This window comes from Sulfitobacter sp. AS59 (assembly GCF_038899995.1).
In the GTDB taxonomy this organism is placed as follows: domain Bacteria; phylum Pseudomonadota; class Alphaproteobacteria; order Rhodobacterales; family Rhodobacteraceae; genus Sulfitobacter.
On record NZ_JBBMQK010000002.1, the window covers coordinates 133365 to 153674 of the forward strand.

A 20310-nucleotide genomic window follows, 5' to 3' on the forward strand; every position below is an offset into this window, starting at 1 on the left:
GCTTATGCCCCCGGCTTACCGTCCAGGAAGGCCATGGGATCGAAGTCTTCTGGCAGGTCATCCAGCCATTCTTCTTCGCGGGCTTTTTCCTCGGTCTCATAGGTTTCGGGCTTCCAAATCTGGAACGTGTCACCGGCAGCGATAAAGAACGCCTCGCCTTCCAGATCGATTTTGCTGCGCAATTTGGCAGGCAAGACCAGACGGCCGGTTTCATCAACAGATGTCGGGAAGGACTGGCCGTGGAACAGACGTTGCAACATCTTGCGTTCCATGGATCCACGCGGCAGCGCGTCGATTTTATCATCGACCTCGTCAATCGCCTGCATGGTATAGCATTCAAGGTAGCTGCGGCGGCTGTCGCCATAGACGATGACCAGCTCGGGCGTGCCACCGTTTTGCCAATTCGGATCACCGGCTTCCAACACACGACGAAAAGAGGCTGGGATAGACACCCGCCCCTTCGTATCGACCTTGTGTTGGCTTTCGCCTCTGAACCTGCGGCTCACGTGTGTGTCCCTGACTATGACGCGTCTTGCGTCTAAAATTTCGTTTCCCCGGCGGTAAATGTAAAAACGGCGGGCTGATCTGCTGCCACTGATCAACCCGCCGCCGTCCCGCTTTGCGGGGAAGTCCGACTGCGCGCGCCACCTGGGGGGATGTCTGCTCGCTCACGCGCCGGATTCTTGGTCTGATGAAAGCGAGGTGCCTGTATGAACCTGCTAGAGTTTTATTTGGTCGATGGGGTCGTTTGGTGCCCCTTGTCTCGTTCTCATCCGATGCACTAGGGATGCCATGGGAATTCATGGGCGTCTACAGTTTTCTTTGGGAAAAGACACAGGATATGGTTTTGCACAGGGTTACAAAACAACATGTAGGATATCTTTAAGGCCAAAATATCACTTCATGATGGGAAAATTGTATATTTGGGCACAACATGTAGTGCCGACTAAATCGATCCAAAATTTCCCATCAAATCCCAATAAAAATAAACCCTCAGATTTATCCACAAGGGATGTTCGCGCCTTGTTCTGGAATTGGGCAATACTGTGCAACCACTTTCAGGGCTAAATACATCAATTCCCATGCAAATCGGCGGCTTATGGCCGAATCACCTGACGGCCGGCGCAGCAGACACGTCGATAATTCCCATGAAGTCCCACGAGGGGGATCACCGGAGGCCATAAAGTGAGAAAATTGACCGTAAATAGGTGTTGCGCGGATCAGTGGCGATGCGCGGCGCTATAAAACGAATATAACCGCCCGCAGGGGCGACGGCCGTCTTAGGCCATGCCGCCCTTGATCAACCCGTCTGCGATGCGGGCGTAGGCCTGCGCCATCGGGCCATCGCCCGCTGCAATCGGCGTACCCGCATCACCCGCAAGTCGGGTTTCCAGATCAATGGGCAAACTGCCCAGTAATGGAACGCCGATCTTCTTGGCCTCGTCCGCGACACCGCCATGGCCAAAAATCTCATGCTCGGACCCGCAATCGGGGCAAACGAACATCGACATATTCTCGATCAAGCCAAGAACAGGTGTCTTGAGGGTGTTAAACATATCGATCGCCTTGCGCGCATCAATCAACGCCACATCCTGCGGGGTCGAGACAATAATGGCCCCCGACAATTCGGACTTGGTACATAGGGTCAGCTGCACGTCGCCAGTGCCAGGCGGCAGATCGACCAGCAATACGTCAAGCTCGCCCCACTCGACCTGCCCCAACATCTGCTGAAGCGCGCCCATCAACATCGGGCCACGCCAGACAACGGCCTTACCCTCTTCCATCATAAAGCCGATCGACATCAAGGTGACGCCATGGGCGTGCAGGGGAATGATCGTTTTGCCATCCGGCGACGCGGGGCGTTTGTTCACCCCCATCATGCGCGGCTGGCTGGGGCCATAAATATCTGCGTCCAACAAGCCAACCTTGCGCCCTGCCCGCGCCAAGGCCACGGCGATGTTGGAACTGACCGTTGATTTCCCGACGCCACCCTTGCCGGACCCGATGGCCAGAATACGCTTTACCCCGGTCGGTTTGGTCGGTCCGTCTTGAGGCTTTGGATGGCCGCCGATCTTAAGGCTGGGTGCCGGTGCCTTGGGGGCCGGGCCGTGTGCGGTCAGGGCAACGGTAACTGTTCCCACACCCTTTATCGCCTTCACCACCTGCTCTGCCGCGTCGCGCAAGGGGGCCATCTGCGCGGCGACTTGCGCATTCGGTGCCTCGATCACAAACCGGACGGCATCACCCTCAACCGTCAAAGCGCGAACCAGATCATGCGCAAGGATGGATTTCCCATCTGGCAAGGTGACTCGCTGCAGTTCCGCTTCGACTTGGGCTTTGGTGATCGGCATCGACTTTTCCTTCTAAACAACAGCTTTGACATGGCAGTTTCTACGTAAATCACAAGAGGGCGTCACAGTACTGCGCATATCGCCAGCAAACCCGTCAAATTTCGCCTAAAAATTAGCCATTTCCGCAATGTTTGTGCTGCATAGCAGCATTGCAAAATTTTTTATTGTGCAGATGCAGCAATTAGGTCAAAAAGGTTTCAGGAAAGCGCTAGTCGCTAACCAACAGAAAGACCAGACGCATCCATCCTCCTCCCGGATGTTTCTGTTTAGGCGGCGACACCTTCCTCCTCCCTGGTGTCGTCGCCATTTTTTTACTTTATCACCAATTTTCAGGACGTTACGTCAACTTTTCGTATGCATTTGCTGCATAGCAGCATTGTCGATCTGTCTATTGTGCAAGTGCAGCATCTTCCTACATATTGGTCACAACAGAACGAAACGCAGATCAAATGAAAGAGGTGCTGAGATGGCATACCTTAACGCAACTACCGCTCCTTCCCTGGCAGATCGCTTTAACGCTGTCGTGTCCATGATCGCCACGCGCCGCAAGCAGGCTCGTGTGTACCGCGCCACTTTCAACGAGCTGAGCTCCTTGTCGAACCGCGAATTGGCCGACCTCGGCATGTCGCGTTCGCAAATCCGCAGCATCGCTCTGGAAACAGGCCGCAACGCTGCCTAAATGAATTGAGATCGGACACACGCTTCCTCCCGGATGTGTGTCTGTAGAAGGCCGGCGGTTTCTTCCTCCTCCCTGAAACCAAAGGCCTTTATAAACGTCTCCTTCCTCCTTTCCTCCCGATTGGATTGGAGACGTCGATAAAGTCGGCGGTGCTTTCCTCCCAAAGCACCGCCGTTCTTGTATCTGGAGGATGCATATTCCCTGCGTTTGGCTTTGAGCCCGTCATTTATGTGTCGGTGTAGGGTCTGCTGCCGGGACTTAGCTGCCGTTGAAGAATAGACTGCTCATCAGTAGGAAGACGAGATGACTGAGAAAATTCTGTCTTACGCCAAGACTTGATTAATGGAGCGCCCAGTGAACCTTAAACAACAAGCAGCACTGGTTCCAGAACTGTCTTGCTCTGACTTTTCAGCCACCTTGGACTTCTACTTGCGAGTATTGGGTTTTGAAATCGCGTTCGAACGCCCTGAACGCAAGTTCGCCTACCTTACCCTCGGACAAGCGCAAATTATGGTAAAACAGGCCAATGATTTCTGGAACACTGGAGAAATGCAAAAACCATATGGGCGTGGGATCAACTTCCAGATCAACGTCGACGACGCTTCAGGTCTATCGGAAAGAATTGAGGCCTTTGGGTTTCAGCTTTTCGAACAACTGGAAACATCATGGTATCGGATTGATCGGGTCGAACGTGGGGTGACGGAATTTTTAGTGCAAGACCCTGATGGGTATCTACTCAGATTCAGTCAATTACTCAGCGACAGGCCAGTAGCTTAGGGCTCGAACCTGACCTTCACAATCCGCGGAAGAGCAAGTGAACCCGGTAACAGATCAGAAAACCAACACCAGCATCCCCCTACCGCCGTTCAGCACGTTTGCTAGGCAACCTCGGCCAACACCGATCCAAAAACCTGCACCCGCTGAAAAATCTGTTGGTTTTGCCCGCCAGCCGTGGTTAAACCTGCATATTACCTTGGCAATAAAGGCATTGCGCGCTGCTGCTTGGGTGAGCGGAGCCTTTCTGCTCACACTCCGGCCCTCTCGGCCCCGCGCGTGCAACTGGCTCCTTTCATATGTCATCAGGCGGCGCGCCGCCAAAGTCGAAGGGTAAGACCATGCTACACAATGATAATCTTGAACAATGGGACCGCGAGAATTTCTTTCACGCCTCGACCCATCTTGCTGAATTTGCACGGGGCAACATCCCACAGCGTGTGATCAAAACCGCGTCCGGCGTGCATATCGAGGACCGCGATGGCAACCGGATGCTGGACGCTTTCGCCGGATTGTATTGCGTGAACGTCGGCTATGGCCGCCCCGAGATCGCCGAGGCGATTGCCGATCAGGCCAAAGAACTCGCCTATTACCATTCCTATGTCGGCCACGGCACCGAGGCGTCGATCACCCTTGCCAAAATGGTGATGGACCGCGCACCCGATCACATGTCCAAGGTGTATTTCGGTATGTCCGGGTCCGATGCAAACGAGACCAACGTAAAATTGATATGGTATTACAATAACATACTGGGTCGCCCGAAGAAGAAGAAAATCATCTCGCGCTGGCGTGGCTATCACGGTTCGGGCCTGATGACCGGATCGCTGACGGGGCTTGATCTGTTTCACAAGAAGTTCGATCTGCCGCTGGCGCAGGTGATCCATACCGAGGCACCGTTCTATTTCCAGCGCAAGGATCTGGGCCAAAGCGAAAGCGAATTCGTCGCCCATTGTGTGGCAGAACTTGAGGCGATGATTCACGCCGAAGGGGCTGACACAATCGCGGCCTTTATCGGGGAACCCGTGTTGGGCACCGGCGGCATTGTACCGCCCCCCGCCGGCTATTGGCCCGCCATCCAAGAGGTGCTGGACCGTCACGACATTCTGCTAGTCGCAGATGAAGTTGTGACCGGTTTTGGCCGTCTGGGCACGATGTTCGGGTCCGATCACTATGGCATGCGTCCCGATCTGATTACGATTGCCAAGGGTTTGACATCTGCCTATGCGCCGCTGTCCGGGTCGATCGTGTCTGACAAAATGTGGGCCGTGCTGGAAAAAGGCACCGATGAAAACGGCCCTATCGGCCACGGTTGGACATATTCCGCACACCCCATCGGGGCTGCTGCGGGCGTGGCGAACCTCGAACTGATCGACAAACTGGGATTGATCGAAAACGCCGGTACGGTCGGCACATATCTGAACACCCAAATGCGCGCCGCCCTTGCCGACCATCCCCATGTCGGCGACATCCGTGGCGAAGGGATGCTGTGTGCTGTCGAATTTGTGGCCGATAAAGACAGCCGCACCTTCTATGACGCCGCCGACAAAATCGGGCCGCAGATCGCTGGCAAACTGCTAGAGCAAAGCAATGTCATCGCCCGCGCCATGCCCCAAGGGGACATTCTCGGCTTCGCCCCGCCGTTCTGCCTGACCAAGGAAGAGGCTGATCAGGTCGTTGCCGCAACCCATCAGGCCGTGACAACCATTTTAGGCTAAAATTGCGCCGACATACTCATGGGGCGTGGCATCGACCGCGCCCCATGAGCCAATCCTTTAAAACGGCACGTCGTCCGATCCGGTCAAAAACCGCGACACGACCTTTTTGATCCCGGCCTTCTCAAACTCGACCTCCAGCTTGTCGCCCTCGATCCCGATCACCGCGCCATATCCGAATTTTTGATGGAACACGCGTTCGCCCATGGTGAAACTACTGACCGCCGCCATATCGATGGTGACATTGCGGGTTTCCTTGGGCTGACTCATCCCGCGATCATTGCTGCGCGATTGCAGACGCCGCCAACCGGGGGAATTGTAAACATTCGCCTCGGCGGCCTTTTCGTGCAGATCGGATTTCGGCATGGCAGCACCATATCCACCGCCATAGAGGCCAGGCGGGGTCAGTACCTCCACATGCTCTTCGGGCAATTCGTCGATAAACCGCGACGGCATCGCACTTTGCCATTGGCCAAACACCCGCCGGTTTGCGGCGAACGAAATGGTGCAAATTTCCTCGGCCCGGGTGATGCCAACATAGGCCAAACGCCGCTCTTCCTCGAGGCCCTTGATACCGCTTTCGTCCATGGACCGCTGCGAGGGGAACAACCCATCCTCCCAGCCCGGCAGGAACACGGCGGGGAACTCCAAGCCCTTGGCAGCGTGCAGCGTCATGATCGATACCTTGGCCCCACCATCGTCGCTTTCGTTGTCCATAATCAGGCTGACATGTTCGAGGAACCCTTGCAGATTCTCGAACTGTTCCAAGGCCTTGACGAGTTCCTTAAGGTTCTCAAGCCGCCCCGGTGCCTCTGGCGTTTTGTCGTTCTGCCAGAACCCCGTATAGCCGGATTCGTCCAGGATGACCTGCGCCAGCTCCACATGGCTCATCTCGGGCGGGCCATATTCATAGCGGGCGGTCGGCGCGCCATCATCAATCACAGAATTATCGTCAATCTCGGTGCGAATGCGAGGCCCGCGCGCCATCTCGCCCCAGCGTTCGATGCCGTCAATCAGCAGCCGCAACTGCGCGGCCCCCTTGCCACCGATCCCGCCATTGGCCAGCAAAATCCGCGCGCCTTCCACAAGGTTCACGCCGTTTTCACGCGCCGTTTTCTGGATATTCTGTTGCGCCTTGTCGCCCAACCCACGTTTAGGCGTGTTCACAATCCGCTCAAACGCCAGATCATCATCAGGCGATGTCACGACGCGGAAATAGGCCATCGCATCGCGGATTTCCAAGCGCTCGTAGAATCGCGGGCCGCCGATCACGCGATAGGGCAAACCGATGGTCAAAAACCGGTCCTCGAACGCGCGCATCTGGTGCGACGCACGGACAAGGATCGCCATATCGTCCAACGAAAACTGCCGCAAATCACGGGTGCCACGCTGCATGGATTCGATCTCGTCCCCGATCCAGCGCGCCTCTTCCTCGCCGTCCCAATGGCCAATCAGCCGAACCTTTTCACCGTCCTGTGCTTCGGTCCAAAGCGTCTTGCCCAACCGTCCCTCGTTGCCCGCAATCACGCCGGATGCAGCGGCCAGAATATGCGGGGTGGACCGATAGTTCTGTTCCAGCCGCACCACATGGGCCCCGGGAAAATCCGTCTCGAACCGCAGGATATTGCCCACTTCGGCCCCACGCCAACCATAGATCGACTGATCATCATCGCCCACGCAGCAGATGTTTTTATGCCCCGACGCCAGCAACCGCAGCCACAGATATTGGGCCACGTTGGTATCTTGATATTCGTCCACCAGAATGAATTTGAACCAGCGCTGGTATTGCTTCAGCAGGTCCTCGTGGGTCTGGAAAATCGTCACCATATGCAGCAGCAGATCGCCGAAATCGCAGGCGTTCAGCTCTTTCAGGCGCGCTTGGTACTGCGCATACAGCTCGGTGCCGCGGTGGTTGTACAACCCCGCATCGGCACTTGGCACCTTTTCAGGCGTGAGCGCACGGTTCTTCCAACCGTCGATAATCCCCGCCAACAGGCGCGCGGGCCAACGTTTGTCGTCGATATCCTCGGCCCTGATCAACTGCTTGAGCAGGCGCAACTGATCGTCTGTGTCCAGAATGGTAAAGTTCGATTTCAACCCCACCATTTCCGCATGGCGGCGCAGCAGCTTGACGCAAACCGCGTGGAAGGTACCCAGCCACGGCATGCCCTCGATGTTTTGCCCCAACATGCCGCCAACGCGGTTCTTCATCTCGCGCGCGGCTTTGTTGGTGAATGTCACCGCCAAAATCTCGTTCGGACGGGCGCGGCCGGTGTTCATCAAATGCACGATCCGCGCGGTCAGCGCCTTGGTCTTGCCGGTGCCCGCCCCCGCCAGCATCAATACAGGTCCGTCCATCTGCTCAACGGCGGCGCGCTGTGCCGGGTTCAGCCCGTCCAGATAGGGTTGCGGGCGCGCGGCCATGGCGCGGGCTGATAAAGATGCGCCCTCAAAGGCGTCCATTTCGTCGAAATCATTCATGGGCCATAACCTAGCGCGCAAAACCACCAAATGAAAGACGCGTTCGCAAAATGTTCTGGGCGGGAATATGCCCAATTGCGCCCTCTTTATCCGGCCCCAGCCATGCCCCATTCCTTGCAAAAGGCGGCTGGACAATAGCCCCACGCCCTGAGCAAATACGCCCATGGATTTACACGCGAACTACCCCGAATTAGCTGACCTGCGCCGCCGTGCCAAACGGCGTATCCCGAAATTTGTCTGGGAATATCTGGACAGCGCCACAGGGGCCGAAGCGACCAAGCAACGCAACCGGCAAGCGCTGGACCGCATCGGGTTTATGCCATCGATATTGCACGGCGAATTCACCCCCGACCTGAGGACCCCCTTGTTTGGGAACGATTTCCCCCTGCCCTTTGGCATTGCCCCCATTGGTATGTCCGGCCTGATCTGGCCCGATGCCGAAGGGCACCTTGCCCGCGCCGCCGCCCGCGCGAACATCCCCTATTGCCTGTCCACCGTCGCCACCCAAAGCCCCGAAGACCTTGCGCCCCATATCGGCGATAACGCGTGGTTTCAGATGTACCCGCCGCGCGATCCGGACATTCGCACCGACATGCTGAACCGCGCCAAAGCGGCCGGCTTCAACGGGTTGATCCTGACCGTTGATGTTCCCGTCGCCAGCCGCCGTGAACGGCAAACGCGGTCGGGCCTGACCAATCCGCCCCGCCTGACGCCACGCCTAATGGCGCAGGTGGCGATGCGCCCGGCTTGGGCTGCTGGCATGGCACGACGCGGGATGCCGCATATGCGGATGCTCGATAAATACAAAAGCACCAGCACCGAGGGCCTGTCCTCAACCGCGCATGTCGGCTATCTGCTGCGCACCTCGCCGGATTGGGACTATGTCAAATGGCTGCGCGACGCCTGGGAGGGGCCTTTCATCATAAAGGGTGTGCTGCGCCCTGAAGACGCCACCGCGCTGGAGGCCATCGGCGCAGACGCAATTTGGGTGTCCAATCACGCAGGCCGGCAATTCGACGCGGCCCCGGCTTCCATCGATATGCTGCCCGCGATCCGCGCCGCCACAACCCTGCCAATCCTCTTTGACAGCGGTGTTGAAACCGGCCTCGATATTCTGCGCGCCTTGTCTTTGGGGGCGGATTTCGTGATGATGGGCCGCGCGTTCCACTACGCGTTGGCGGCCCTCGGGCCACAAGGCATTGATCACCTGATAGATATCTATACCAAGGATCTGATCGCAAACATGGGCCAAATGGGCAGTAAAACACTGCGCGATTTACCCCAACCCGTCGATCTTGCGCAGCCCGAGTTGTTTCCAAATGGTCTAAAATCCCCGCCGGAGGCATAAACTTCCTTGCACCTCGCGGCAAACAAACGCAACTATGCTGCACTGCCGCAAAAACCAACCCGGGCCCGGCCCCTCCGGCCGCGCCCCAGTCAGCGTAACCAAGGCGAGGCCCGATGACCGACTTCAAAAAAATTCTGATTGCTAACCGTGGTGAAATTGCCATTCGCATCATGCGCGCGGCGAATGAGATGGGTAAAAAGACAGTTGCCGTCTTTGCCGAGGAAGACAAACTGGGGCTTCACCGTTTCAAGGCCGACGAGGCTTACCGCATTGGTGCAGGGTTGGGGCCCGTGGCGGCATATCTGAGCATTGATGAAATCATTCGCGTCGCCAAGGCCTGTGGTGCGGATGCGATCCACCCGGGCTACGGGCTGCTGTCTGAAAACCCAGATTTCGTGGACGCCTGCGAGCAAAACGGCATCACCTTTATCGGGCCGCGCGCCGAAACCATGCGCGCCCTTGGCGACAAGGCCAGCGCGCGCCGCGTCGCAGTCGAGGCTGGCGTGCCCGTCATCCCCGCCACCGAAGTACTGGGCGACGACATGGATCTGGTGCGTAAACAAGCGGCCGAAGTGGGCTATCCCCTGATGCTCAAGGCGTCTTGGGGCGGTGGTGGGCGCGGCATGCGGCCAATCAATTCCGAGGCAGAGCTTGAGGAAAAAGTCCTCGAAGGCCGTCGCGAGGCTGAAGCCGCCTTTGGCAATGGCGAGGGCTATCTGGAAAAGATGATCCTCAAGGCCCGCCACGTCGAGGTGCAAATTCTGGGCGATAAACACGGCGAGATTTACCACCTGTTTGAACGGGATTGCTCCGTGCAGCGCCGCAATCAAAAGGTCGTTGAACGCGCCCCTGCCCCCTATCTGACCGAAGAACAGCGCGCCGAGATTTGTGAATTGGGCCGCAAAATCTGCGCCCATGTGAATTACGAATGTGCGGGTACTGTCGAATTCCTGATGGATATGGATGACGGCAAATTCTACTTTATCGAGGTGAACCCCCGCGTTCAGGTCGAACACACCGTCACCGAAGAAGTCACCGGTATCGACATCGTACAGGCGCAAATCCTGATCGCCGAAGGCAAAACCATCGCCGAAGCGACCGGCAAAGCCAGCCAAGCGGATGTGCAATTGAACGGCCACGCGCTGCAAACGCGGATCACGACCGAGGACCCGCAAAACAACTTTATCCCCGATTATGGTCGCATCACCGCCTTTCGCGAGGCGACGGGCATGGGTATCCGTCTGGACGGCGGCACCGCCTATTCTGGCGGCGTGATCACGCGCTATTACGACAGTCTGTTGGTCAAGGTCACCGCCAAGGCGCAAACCCCCGAGCAAGCCATCGCCCGCATGGACCGCGCCCTGCGTGAATTCCGTATTCGTGGCGTCAGCACCAACATCGCCTTTGTCGAGAACCTGTTGAAGCACCCGACGTTCCTCAACAACACCTACCACACCAAATTCATCGACCAGACGCCGGAGTTGTTCACCTTTAAAAAGCGCCGCGACCGCGCGACCAAGGTGCTGACCTATATTGGCGACATCACGGTGAACGGGCATCCTGAAACCAAGGGCTTTGAACGCCCCGCCGCCACCGTGCGTGCCCCTATGCCGCCCGCCCCAAAGACCGAGCCGCAGATGGGCACCCGCAACCTGTTAGAGCAAAAAGGCCCGCAAGCCGTTGCCGACTGGATGGGCCAGCAGCGGCAATTGCTGATCACCGACACCACCATGCGCGACGGGCACCAGTCCTTGTTGGCCACGCGGATGCGCAGCCATGACATGATCAAGGTGGCCCCCGCCTATGCGGCGAACCTGCCAACGCTGTTCTCGATGGAATGTTGGGGCGGCGCAACATTTGATGTCGCATACCGGTTCTTGCAGGAATGCCCGTGGCAGCGCCTGCGCGACCTGCGCGCCGCAATTCCGAACGTCATGACGCAAATGCTGCTGCGCGGATCGAACGGCGTGGGATACACAAACTACCCTGACAACGTGGTGCAAGAATTCGTACGTGTCGCCGCGACCGAGGGCGTGGATGTGTTTCGCGTGTTTGACAGCCTGAACTGGGTTGAAAACATGCGCGTGGCCATGGATGCCGTGATTGATAACGGCAAAATCTGCGAAGGCACCGTGTGCTATACCGGCGATATCTTTGACCCAGACCGCGCGAAATACGACCTGAAGTATTACGTGGCTATGGGGAAAGAGCTGAAAGCAGCCGGCGCGCATGTGCTGGGTCTGAAAGACATGGCCGGCGTGTTGAAACCGAACGCGGCCAAAGTACTAATAAAGGCGCTGAAATCCGAAGTCGGCCTGCCGATCCACTTCCACACCCATGACACGGCTGGCGTTGCAATTGCCACCATCATGGCCGCCTCAGAAGCTGGCGTTGATGCGGTCGATTGCGCGATGGACGCGCTGTCGGGGAATACGTCGCAGGCCACGCTGGGTTCTGTCGTCGAGGCACTGAAACACACCGACCGCGATACCGGCCTGTCGATGGACGCGGTGCGCGAGATTTCAAACTATTGGGAAGAAGTCCGCGGCGAATACGCGGCGTTCGAGACCGGCATGCAGGCCCCGTCTTCCGAAGTTTACCTGCACGAAATGCCCGGTGGCCAGTTCACCAACCTCAAGGCGCAGGCCGCCTCGATGGGGCTGGATGACCGCTGGCCCGAGGTCGCCAAAACCTATGCTGACGTCAACCAGATGTTTGGCGATATCGTCAAGGTAACGCCATCCTCCAAGGTCGTTGGGGATATGGCGCTGATGATGGTATCCCAAGGGTTGACCCGCGCGCAGGTCGAAGACCCTGAAGCGGAAATGTCCTTTCCTGACAGTGTCATCGACATGATGCGTGGCAATCTGGGGCAACCTCCGGGCGGGTTCCCTGCCAGCATCGTCGACAAGATCCTGAAGGGCGAGAAACCCAACACCGACCGCCCCGGCGCGCATCTGCCCCCCACCGATCTTGAGGCCACCCGCGCCGATCTGAAAAAGCAGCTTGAAGGGGTCGATATCGAAGACGACGATCTGTCGGGCTATCTGATGTATCCCAAGGTGTTCCTTGATTACATGGGCCGCCACCGCACCTATGGTCCCGTGCGGGTTCTGCCCACGCGCACGTTCTTTTACGGCATGGAACCGGGCGAGGAAATTACCGCCGAAATCGACCCCGGCAAAACCTTGGAAATCCGCCTGCAAGCGCTGAGCGAAACCAACGAGGATGGCGAGGTCAAAGTGTTCTTTGAACTCAACGGCCAGCCCCGCGTGGTGCGTGTGCCAAACCGTCTGGTCAAAGCGACCACGGCACAGCGGCCCAAGGCCGAAACCGGCAATCCCAACCACATCGGCGCGCCAATGCCCGGGGTTGTGGCATCGGTCGGGGCGGTCGTCGGACAGCACGTTAAAGCGGGCGATTTGCTGCTAACCATCGAAGCGATGAAGATGGAAACCGGCATCCACGCCGAACGTGATGCCGTCGTCAAAGCGGTGCATGTCACCCCCGGCGGCCAGATCGATGCCAAGGATCTGCTGGTAGAGTTGGAGTAGGCGCCATGCGCCTCTCCGCCCTCACCCTGATCGTTCCCAGTTACGACGAGGGCATCGCGTTCTACTGCGGTGTGATGGGGTTTGAGCTGACCCAAGACGAGGACCAAGGTCATAAACGCTGGGTCCGCGTCACCCCGCCAGGCGGCGGCACGGGGTTTATTCTGGCCGAGCCAGGGGATGCTGCCCAACGTGCGGCCATCGGCAACCAAGGTGGGGGTCGCGTCTGGCTGTTTCTGGAAACCCAAGACTTCGCCGGTGACCACGCGCGCCTTTTGGCCGCTGGCGTGATATTTGAAGAAACACCTCGTCACGAGCCCTATGGCACCGTTGCCGTCTTTCGCGACGCATTTGGCAACCGCTGGGACCTGATCGAACCGCGCTGAACATTACGTCTAAGTCGTTCACAGCCCTTCCCAAACCGGCCAGATGCAATCTGTCGCATTGTTTGGTGCCCGATCTGCCCTAAGTTAGGAACGCAACACAGGCTAACCGGACCCGCCACATGCCCTATGAATGGAAAACTGCGCCAACGGCCCACCGGCAGGAACTGCGGCTTTGGCCGCATCAGTCGCTGCCGCCCAAAGGGTTTGCCGCGTTCATTCTGGTAACATTTACGTTAATCCTAATCCCGACGCTGCCCTTGCTGGGCACAGCGCTGCTATGGGGATTGTTACCATTTGTGCTGGCGGCGGTGGCGGGCATGTATTTCGCCCTGCAAGGCAACCATAAATCCCGCCAGATCGAGGAGGTTTTCACCCTTACCGACGACACGGTGCACCTGACCCACATCACGCCAAAGGGCGACGTCAAAGAATGGGATTGCAACCGCTATTGGACGGTGGTCACGAAATACGAGAAAGACGGCCCCGTGCCCCACTATGTTACCCTGCGCGGCAAGGGCCGCGAGGTCGAGATTGGCAAATTCCTAAGCGAGGACGAGCGGATCGCCCTGTTTGACGAATTGAACCGCGCGCTTTTGCGGGCTTAGCTCAGGCGGTCTTTGACCTTGGGGCCAACAGCGCCGAAATCCATCTGGCCGGTGTATTTGCCCTTAAGCAAACCAATCACCTTGCCCATGTCACGGATCGAAGTTGCGCCAACTTCGGCAATGGCATCATCCACAGCTTTGGCGCTTTCTTCCTCGGACAATTGACGCGGCAGGAATTCTTCGATGATCGCAATTTCTTCGCGCTCGCGGTCAGCAAGGTCCAGACGACCCCCTTCCTCATAGGCGCGCACCGATTCCATCCGCTGTTTGGCCATCTTGCCAAGGATCGCCAGAACCTCAGGATCGCCAACGCCGTCATCCCCACCATCTGCGCGCGCAGCGATGTCTTTGTCCTTGATGGCAGCGTTGATCAAACGCAACGTAGAAAGCCGATCGGCGGCCTTGTCTTTCATCGCCTGTTTCATCGCGTCCGTGATGCGTGTGCGCAGTTCCATTGCTATCGTCCTTCGACCAATGCGGTGTAAGCTGCCCAACATAGACAATTCCCACAAAACAGGCAATGGTTCAGACCTTAGGTAAGCTGCTGTTTTAAAACGATATATCATTTTTCACATGGTATTGACCCGGCCCGCCCACGGCTTTAGATTGCACCCGTTTAGCCCCACCTATCTGCCTTCGGAGGCCCCTCCCATGACTGCGCCAGTATCCACCCGCCCGACCGCCTGCCTAGCACTTGCGGACGGATCGATTTTCTACGGCATGGGGTTTGGTGCAACCGGGCAAACCGTGGCAGAGCTGTGTTTTAACACAGCAATGACCGGCTATCAGGAAATCATGACCGATCCGTCCTATGCGGGGCAGATTGTCACCTTTACCTTCCCCCATATCGGCAACACCGGCACCAATCCCGAAGACGATGAAACAGGCGATCCGGTTGCCGCGGGCATGGTTGTTAAGTGGATGCCAACCGACCCCAGCAGCTGGCGTTCGGTTCAACCACTGTCCGAGTGGCTGGCCAGCCGGGACCGTATCGCAATTGGCGGTATCGATACCCGCCGCCTGACCCGCGCCATCCGTCAGCAAGGCGCACCCCATGCAGCCCTCGCCCACGATCCCGACGGCAATTTCGACATCGAAGCACTGGTCGCAGCGGCCCGCGGCTTTGCAGGCCTTGAAGGTGCCGATCTGGCCAAAGACGTGACCTGCGCGCAATCTTACCGCTGGAACGAAATGCGGTGGGCTTGGCCCGACGGTTATGCCCCGCAAACAGAGGCAAAATACAAGGTTGTTGCCGTGGACTACGGTGCCAAACGTAACATCCTGCGCTGTCTCGCGTCGGCTGGCTGCGACGTAACTGTGTTGCCTGCATCCGCCACATATGAAGATGTGATGGCCCATAACCCAGATGGCGTGTTTCTGTCCAATGGCCCCGGCGATCCGGCGGCGACAGGCGTGTACGCCGTCCCGATGATCCAACAAGTGATTGCTAAAACCGATCTGCCAGTGTTCGGGATCTGCCTTGGTCATCAGATGCTTGCGCTGGCCCTGGGCGGCGAAACAATCAAGATGAGCCACGGCCATCACGGTGCCAACCATCCGGTTAAAGACATGGAAACCGGCAAGGTCGAGATTACGTCGATGAACCACGGCTTTGCGGTTGATGCGCAATCCCTGCCAAATGGCGTTGTCGAAACCCACCGGTCGCTGTTTGACGGATCGAACTGCGGTATCCGTATGGAAGGCCGCCCGGTCTGGTCCGTCCAGCACCACCCCGAGGCAAGCCCCGGCCCCCAAGACAGCTTTTATCTGTTTGAACGTTTCGCCGCTGCGATGGCCGAACGCGACCTCCAGACCGCCTAGTTTATCTGCTGTTAAGGGCTGATTAAGCCTACCCGCCGCATCCTGTCCCCTTGTATCTAAGGGGATTCGCGGTTGAGCGATCTACATCTGCAATTCACCACGCCCGAACCGGCGGCACCTGCCCAAGCGCAGCTGCCGCTCGGCCGGATACTGGTGAACTCAGGCGCGATTGATCAGGCCGACCTTGTGCGCGCGCTACAAGATCAGGAACGGCTGAATGTGCCTTTGGGGGAATGCCTGATCGCAAGCGGTGCCATTTCCCCTGCACAGCTATGCGCCGCGCTGGCCGCGCAGCATAACCTGCAACATATTGATCTGGCCGTTGACCCGCCAAAACCAGCCATGGCGCAACATCTGGATGCCCATGATTGCCTAAAATACGGCATCGTGCCGTGGCGATCCTTGGGCGATACAATCATGGTCGCCATCAGCAATCCCGATCAATTTGAACACATCGCCCCATCGCTGACCCGTGCGGGTGTTAGCCTGCTGCCCGTGGTCGCCGACAAAAGGCAAATTTCCGAAAGCATTACAGCGCTGTACGGCACCGAGCTTGCCCAGCGTGCGGCCATTCGTGTGCCCCCGATTGAAAGCTGCCGCACATGGCGTGCAGATGCCAAAAGCCGACGTGCATGGGCCATGGGTATTCTCGCGTTGATGGCCATCGTGCTGGTGCTGGAACCGGCTTGGGGCTTTACCCTGATCCTGTTTTGGGCGCTGTGCAGCAGCGTCATGATCGTGTCGTTGCGCACAGTGGCCCTGTTCACCCATGTCTTCTTGCAAAAAATTCCGCCGCGCCCCCCGCCGGAACACGAACCGGGTCGTAATTTCCACCCCCATGTGTCCGTGCTCGTGCCCCTGTTCCGTGAAAAGGAAATCGCCGGGGCGTTGATCACGCGGCTTGCGAAACTGACCTATCCCAAATCGCTGCTTCAGATCGTGCTGGTGCTTGAGGAAGGCGACGACATGACCCGCGACACCATTGCGCGCACCACGCTGCCCGTCTGGTTTGACGTGATCGAGGTGCCGCAGGCGAACAATCTGCGCACAAAGCCCCGCGCGATGAATTATGCTTTGGACTTTTGCAAAGGCAGCATTATCGGCGTTTGGGATGCCGAGGACGCACCCGAAGTGGATCAAATTGACCGTGTCGTTAGCCATTTTGCCAACGCGCCCAAAAATGTCGTCTGTGTTCAGGGAATGCTGGACTATTACAACGCGCGCACCAATTGGATTTCGCGCTGCTTTACCATCGAATATGCCGCGTGGTGGCGGGTTGTTCTGCCAAGTATTGCGCGGCTTGGGTTTATTGTCCCTCTGGGTGGGACGACCCTGTTTTTCCGCCGCACCGCGCTTGAGGAATTGCGCGCTTGGGACGCCCATAACGTGACCGAAGATGCCGATTTGGGCGTCAGGCTCGCGCGGCATGGCTATAAAACCGACCTTTTGCCCACCGTCACCTATGAAGAGGCGAATTTTCGGGCTTGGCCATGGGTCAAACAACGCTCCCGCTGGCTCAAGGGGTTTTTGACCACGTGGTGCGTGCACATGCGACAACCGATCAAGCTGGTAAAACAGGTGGGGTTTCTGCGTTTTCTCGGGCTGCAGATCCTGTTCTTGGCAACGGTCAGCCAATTCCTCTGCGCGCCGCTGTTATGGACGCTTTGCATTACCTTGATTGGCCTATCCCATCCGGTCGAAACCGTCCTTGGCACACCAATGCTTTTGGGATTGTTCTATTACTTTATCTTTGCCGAGCTTATAAACATCTCTATCGCGCTTTGCGCGGTACGCCGCAAAGAGCACAGGCATTTGATACCTTGGGCCTTCAGCTTGCCGTTTTATTTTATCCTAGGAACATTCGCGGCTTATAAGGCCTTGTATGAATTCATCTTTCACCCGTTTTATTGGGACAAAACCGAACACGGCGTGCCCCATAAAACAGACGAAAAGACCAAGCTCGCAAGCCCTGCCCCCACCGGCTAGCCCTCTTCTTCGCGCCGCGCGGCCTCTTGTTTGAGACGGGTCGTGAAGGCGACCGAGATATGCAAACGCAGCGCTTCGTCCGCACCATCCTCATCGCGCTGTTCGATCATGCGCACGATCTTGTCATGCTCTGCCTGCGCGATATGGCCGCGCCCCTCGACCGCAAGGGATGATGTCGCCATCAAGGCCATCGACCGATGCACCAAATCCAATTGCTGCACCAAATATCTGTTGTGTGATGCCAAATGAATTTGCTTGTGAAACCGTCGGTTCGCCCGCGCCAACGCAGCTGGGTCATCGCGCAGGTCATTATCCGCCTCGACCATATCGCGCAGCACGCGGACTTCTTCGACGGTGGCATGGCGTGCTGCTAGCCGCGCAGCCAGCCCCTCCAACTCCCCGCGCACGACATACAGCTCTGCCGTCTGGTTATGATCCAGCGATGCCACGATCAGGCTGCGGCCATCCCGTGCCAGCAATGATTGCGTCTCAAGCCGTTGTAATGCCTCGCGAATTGGGGTGCGCGAGACGCCGAACCGTTCCGCCAATTCGCTTTCCACCAAACGATCCCCCGGCCTGTAGGTGCCCAAATCGATCGCCTCTAGGATCATGGCATAGGCATCTGTCGGTCCGGGTCTGGGCGCGCTCATCGGGTCACTTTCATTTTGGTTGGGGGCACTCTATCCCCCGCGTCCATTTGCGCAAGCCCGCGATCTTGCGCATGGCTGCGACGAAGCGTAGCTAGGGCATATGCCAAAGCACGCTTTTTCTCACGTGGATACATGGGTCTTTGACCTTGATAACACGCTTTACCCGCCCTCGGCCCGCCTGTTTGACCAGATCGAACAGCGGATGACCAGTTGGGTGATGAACGCACTTGATGTGGACCATACCCGCGCCAATTATCTGCGCAAACACTACTGGCACAGCTACGGCACCACGCTCGCCGGGTTGATGCGTGAACACGCAGTGGATCCCGGCCCCTATCTGCATGACGTGCACGATATTTCCTTTGACGCGCTGGTGCCCGACCCCATGCTGGCCGACCGCATCCGCGCCCTGCCCGGACGGCGCATTATTTTCACCAACGGCACCGCGCCCTATGCCGAACGCGTGGTCGCGGCACGTGGCTTGGACGGGGTATTTGATGCAATCTATGGCGTTGAACATGCACAGTTTTTACCGAAACCCGAACGCGCCGCGTTCGAGCATGTTTTCACCACTGACAAACTGGACACCACCAAAGCCGTGATGTTCGAGGATGACCCGCGCAATCTGGCGGAACCGCATGCCATGGGCATGGGCACGGTCCATGTCGCCCCAGAGCCTGAGGCCGCCGACCACATTCATTTCCACACCGATGATCTAAGCACTTTTCTTGGGCGGATCACGGGCTAGCTTTCGGGGATGACCATGGATTGTGATATTCTGATTTCGGGCGGCGGTATTGCCGGGTTAACGGCGGCAGCGGCCTTTGGCAGCGCGGGTTTCAAGGTGATCTGTGTTGATCCCACCCCGCCGATCACCGATGGCGATGCCGACGGTGCCGATCTACGCTCCACCGCGATGCTGCAACCGGCGCGCCGCGTGCTTGAGGCGGCAGGCATCTGGACCCATCTTGCGGACCATGCCGCCCCCTTACAGATTATGCGGATTGTCGACGCGGGCGGTGCCGAAGCAGAGCCCCGCGTTACCCGAGAATTCAACGCAGCCGAAATTTCGGATCAGCCTTTCGGGTGGAATTTCCCCAACTGGCTGCTGCGCCGCGCCCTGTTGGAACGGTTAGCCGATCTGCCAAACGTCGATTTTCGCCCCGGCACTGGCACCACATCGCTGTTCACCCGCACCGCCGAGGCCCGCGTCGGCCTTAGCGACGGCAGCCGCATTACAACCCCTTTGGTGATCGCCGCAGATGGCCGCAACAGCCCCATGCGCGAGGCGGCGGGCATCGACATTACCACGTCCGGTTATGGCCAAAGCGCCGTGGTATTCGCGGTCACGCATCCTGTGCCACATGAAAATGTATCAACTGAGATCCACCGCACCGGCGGGCCGTTCACCCTCGTGCCCTTGCCCGACCGTGACGGGATGCCCTGTTCTGCCGTGGTCTGGATGGACAGCGCCGCAGAATGCAAGCGACGCATGGCGCTGGATGCAGATGCATTTTCAGACGAGGCCACCCTGCGCAGTTGCCATCTGTTCGGCCCGCTGACATTGGCGACCGCCCGCAACGTCTGGCCGATCATCACTCAGCACGCCGCGCGTCTGTCGGGCGAACGCATCGCCCTGATCGCAGAGGCCGCCCATGTCATGCCTCCGATTGGCGCGCAGGGGCTGAACATGTCGTTACAAGACGTCGCGACCCTGCTTGAACTGGCGCAGGCAAGCCCCGCCGATCTGGGCAGTCAGAAAATGCTGGATGCCTATCACAAAGCCCGCTTTGCCGACATTATGCTGCGGGTGCGGGGCATTGATCTGCTGAACCGCGCCAGTCAGGCCAGCGCGCCGATTGCCCGCGATGCCCGCGCGACGGGGCTGAATGCGCTATACGCGATGGCCCCCGTGCGCAAAATGTTGATGGAGATGGGGTTGGGCATGCGGCAAGGGTAAGACCCC

Annotated in this window: 16 protein-coding genes; 11 read left to right on the forward strand and 5 right to left on the reverse strand. The window is 58.1% G+C overall.

The features are described from left to right. Window positions 1–2 precede the first annotated feature (2 nt). Complete coding sequence (mraZ, locus tag WNY39_RS04940) at window positions 3–506, reverse strand: division/cell wall cluster transcriptional repressor MraZ (RefSeq protein WP_341234293.1); 504 nt, start codon at window positions 504–506, stop codon at window positions 3–5. 774 nt (window positions 507–1280) lie between these two features. Further along, complete coding sequence (locus tag WNY39_RS04945) at window positions 1281–2351, reverse strand: Mrp/NBP35 family ATP-binding protein (RefSeq protein ID WP_341234292.1); 1071 nt, start codon at window positions 2349–2351, stop codon at window positions 1281–1283. Window positions 2352–2817: 466 nt separating this feature from the next. On the opposite strand from WNY39_RS04945, the gene WNY39_RS04950 reads away from it, so the two are divergent. From WNY39_RS04950 to WNY39_RS04960, 3 genes are all read left to right on the forward strand, one after another. Next, window positions 2818–3030, forward strand: coding sequence for a DUF1127 domain-containing protein (locus WNY39_RS04950; protein ID WP_342844566.1), 213 nt, complete (start codon window positions 2818–2820; stop codon window positions 3028–3030). Window positions 3031–3384: 354 nt separating this feature from the next. Next, window positions 3385–3807 (forward strand): VOC family protein, encoded by a 423-nt coding sequence (locus WNY39_RS04955; RefSeq protein ID WP_342844568.1) that lies wholly within the window; start codon window positions 3385–3387, stop codon window positions 3805–3807. A 338-nt stretch (window positions 3808–4145) separates the two neighbouring features. Then, window positions 4146–5519 (forward strand): aspartate aminotransferase family protein, encoded by a 1374-nt coding sequence (locus tag WNY39_RS04960; RefSeq protein ID WP_342844570.1) that lies wholly within the window; start codon window positions 4146–4148, stop codon window positions 5517–5519. A gap of 57 nt (window positions 5520–5576) precedes the next feature. Here the strand turns inward: WNY39_RS04960 and WNY39_RS04965 are convergent, their stop codons facing one another. Next, window positions 5577–7997, reverse strand: a complete 2421-nt coding sequence (locus tag WNY39_RS04965) for a UvrD-helicase domain-containing protein (protein ID WP_342844572.1) — start codon at window positions 7995–7997, stop codon at window positions 5577–5579. 163 nt (window positions 7998–8160) lie between these two features. Here WNY39_RS04965 and WNY39_RS04970 point away from each other — a divergent pair, with 163 nt between their 5' ends. The 4 genes from WNY39_RS04970 to WNY39_RS04985 all read left to right on the forward strand — a co-directional run bounded on the left by WNY39_RS04970 (window position 8161) and on the right by WNY39_RS04985 (window position 13887). Continuing rightward, a complete protein-coding gene (locus tag WNY39_RS04970; protein WP_342844574.1) occupies window positions 8161–9345 on the forward strand; it encodes an alpha-hydroxy acid oxidase in 1185 nt (394 codons plus the stop codon). Window positions 9346–9458: 113 nt separating this feature from the next. Then, complete coding sequence (locus WNY39_RS04975) at window positions 9459–12899, forward strand: pyruvate carboxylase (RefSeq protein WP_342844576.1); 3441 nt, start codon at window positions 9459–9461, stop codon at window positions 12897–12899. Between the two features lie 5 nt (window positions 12900–12904). Then, window positions 12905–13282, forward strand: a complete 378-nt coding sequence (locus tag WNY39_RS04980; RefSeq protein ID WP_342844578.1) for a VOC family protein — start codon at window positions 12905–12907, stop codon at window positions 13280–13282. A gap of 119 nt (window positions 13283–13401) precedes the next feature. After that, the gene (locus tag WNY39_RS04985; protein WP_342844580.1) at window positions 13402–13887 is read left to right on the forward strand and encodes a DUF2244 domain-containing protein; all 486 of its coding nucleotides are present in this window, start codon (window positions 13402–13404) and stop codon (window positions 13885–13887) included. Here WNY39_RS04985 and WNY39_RS04990 read toward each other — a convergent pair. Next, window positions 13884–14342, reverse strand: coding sequence for a GatB/YqeY domain-containing protein (locus WNY39_RS04990; protein ID WP_342844582.1), 459 nt, complete (start codon window positions 14340–14342; stop codon window positions 13884–13886). The two genes, WNY39_RS04985 and WNY39_RS04990, sit on opposite strands and share 4 nt — an antisense overlap. A gap of 196 nt (window positions 14343–14538) precedes the next feature. On the opposite strand from WNY39_RS04990, the gene carA reads away from it, so the two are divergent. Together carA and WNY39_RS05000 are read left to right on the forward strand one after the other, a co-directional pair. After that, window positions 14539–15708 carry a glutamine-hydrolyzing carbamoyl-phosphate synthase small subunit gene (carA, locus tag WNY39_RS04995; protein ID WP_342844583.1) on the forward strand — a complete coding sequence of 390 codons (1170 nt, stop codon included), beginning with the start codon at window positions 14539–14541 and terminating at the stop codon, window positions 15706–15708. A gap of 72 nt (window positions 15709–15780) precedes the next feature. Continuing rightward, entirely contained in the window at window positions 15781–17694 is a 1914-nt protein-coding gene (locus WNY39_RS05000) for a glycosyltransferase family 2 protein (protein WP_342844584.1), read from the forward strand. Here WNY39_RS05000 and WNY39_RS05005 read toward each other — a convergent pair. Continuing rightward, window positions 17691–18344, reverse strand: coding sequence for a GntR family transcriptional regulator (locus WNY39_RS05005; RefSeq protein WP_341234281.1), 654 nt, complete (start codon window positions 18342–18344; stop codon window positions 17691–17693). The two genes, WNY39_RS05000 and WNY39_RS05005, sit on opposite strands and share 4 nt — an antisense overlap. A gap of 100 nt (window positions 18345–18444) precedes the next feature. Here WNY39_RS05005 and WNY39_RS05010 point away from each other — a divergent pair, with 100 nt between their 5' ends. Continuing rightward, complete coding sequence (locus tag WNY39_RS05010; RefSeq protein WP_342844585.1) at window positions 18445–19092, forward strand: pyrimidine 5'-nucleotidase; 648 nt, start codon at window positions 18445–18447, stop codon at window positions 19090–19092. 9 nt (window positions 19093–19101) lie between these two features. Beyond that, window positions 19102–20304, forward strand: a complete 1203-nt coding sequence (locus WNY39_RS05015; RefSeq protein ID WP_342844586.1) for a UbiH/UbiF family hydroxylase — start codon at window positions 19102–19104, stop codon at window positions 20302–20304. The last annotated feature ends 6 nt before the right edge of the window (window positions 20305–20310 follow it).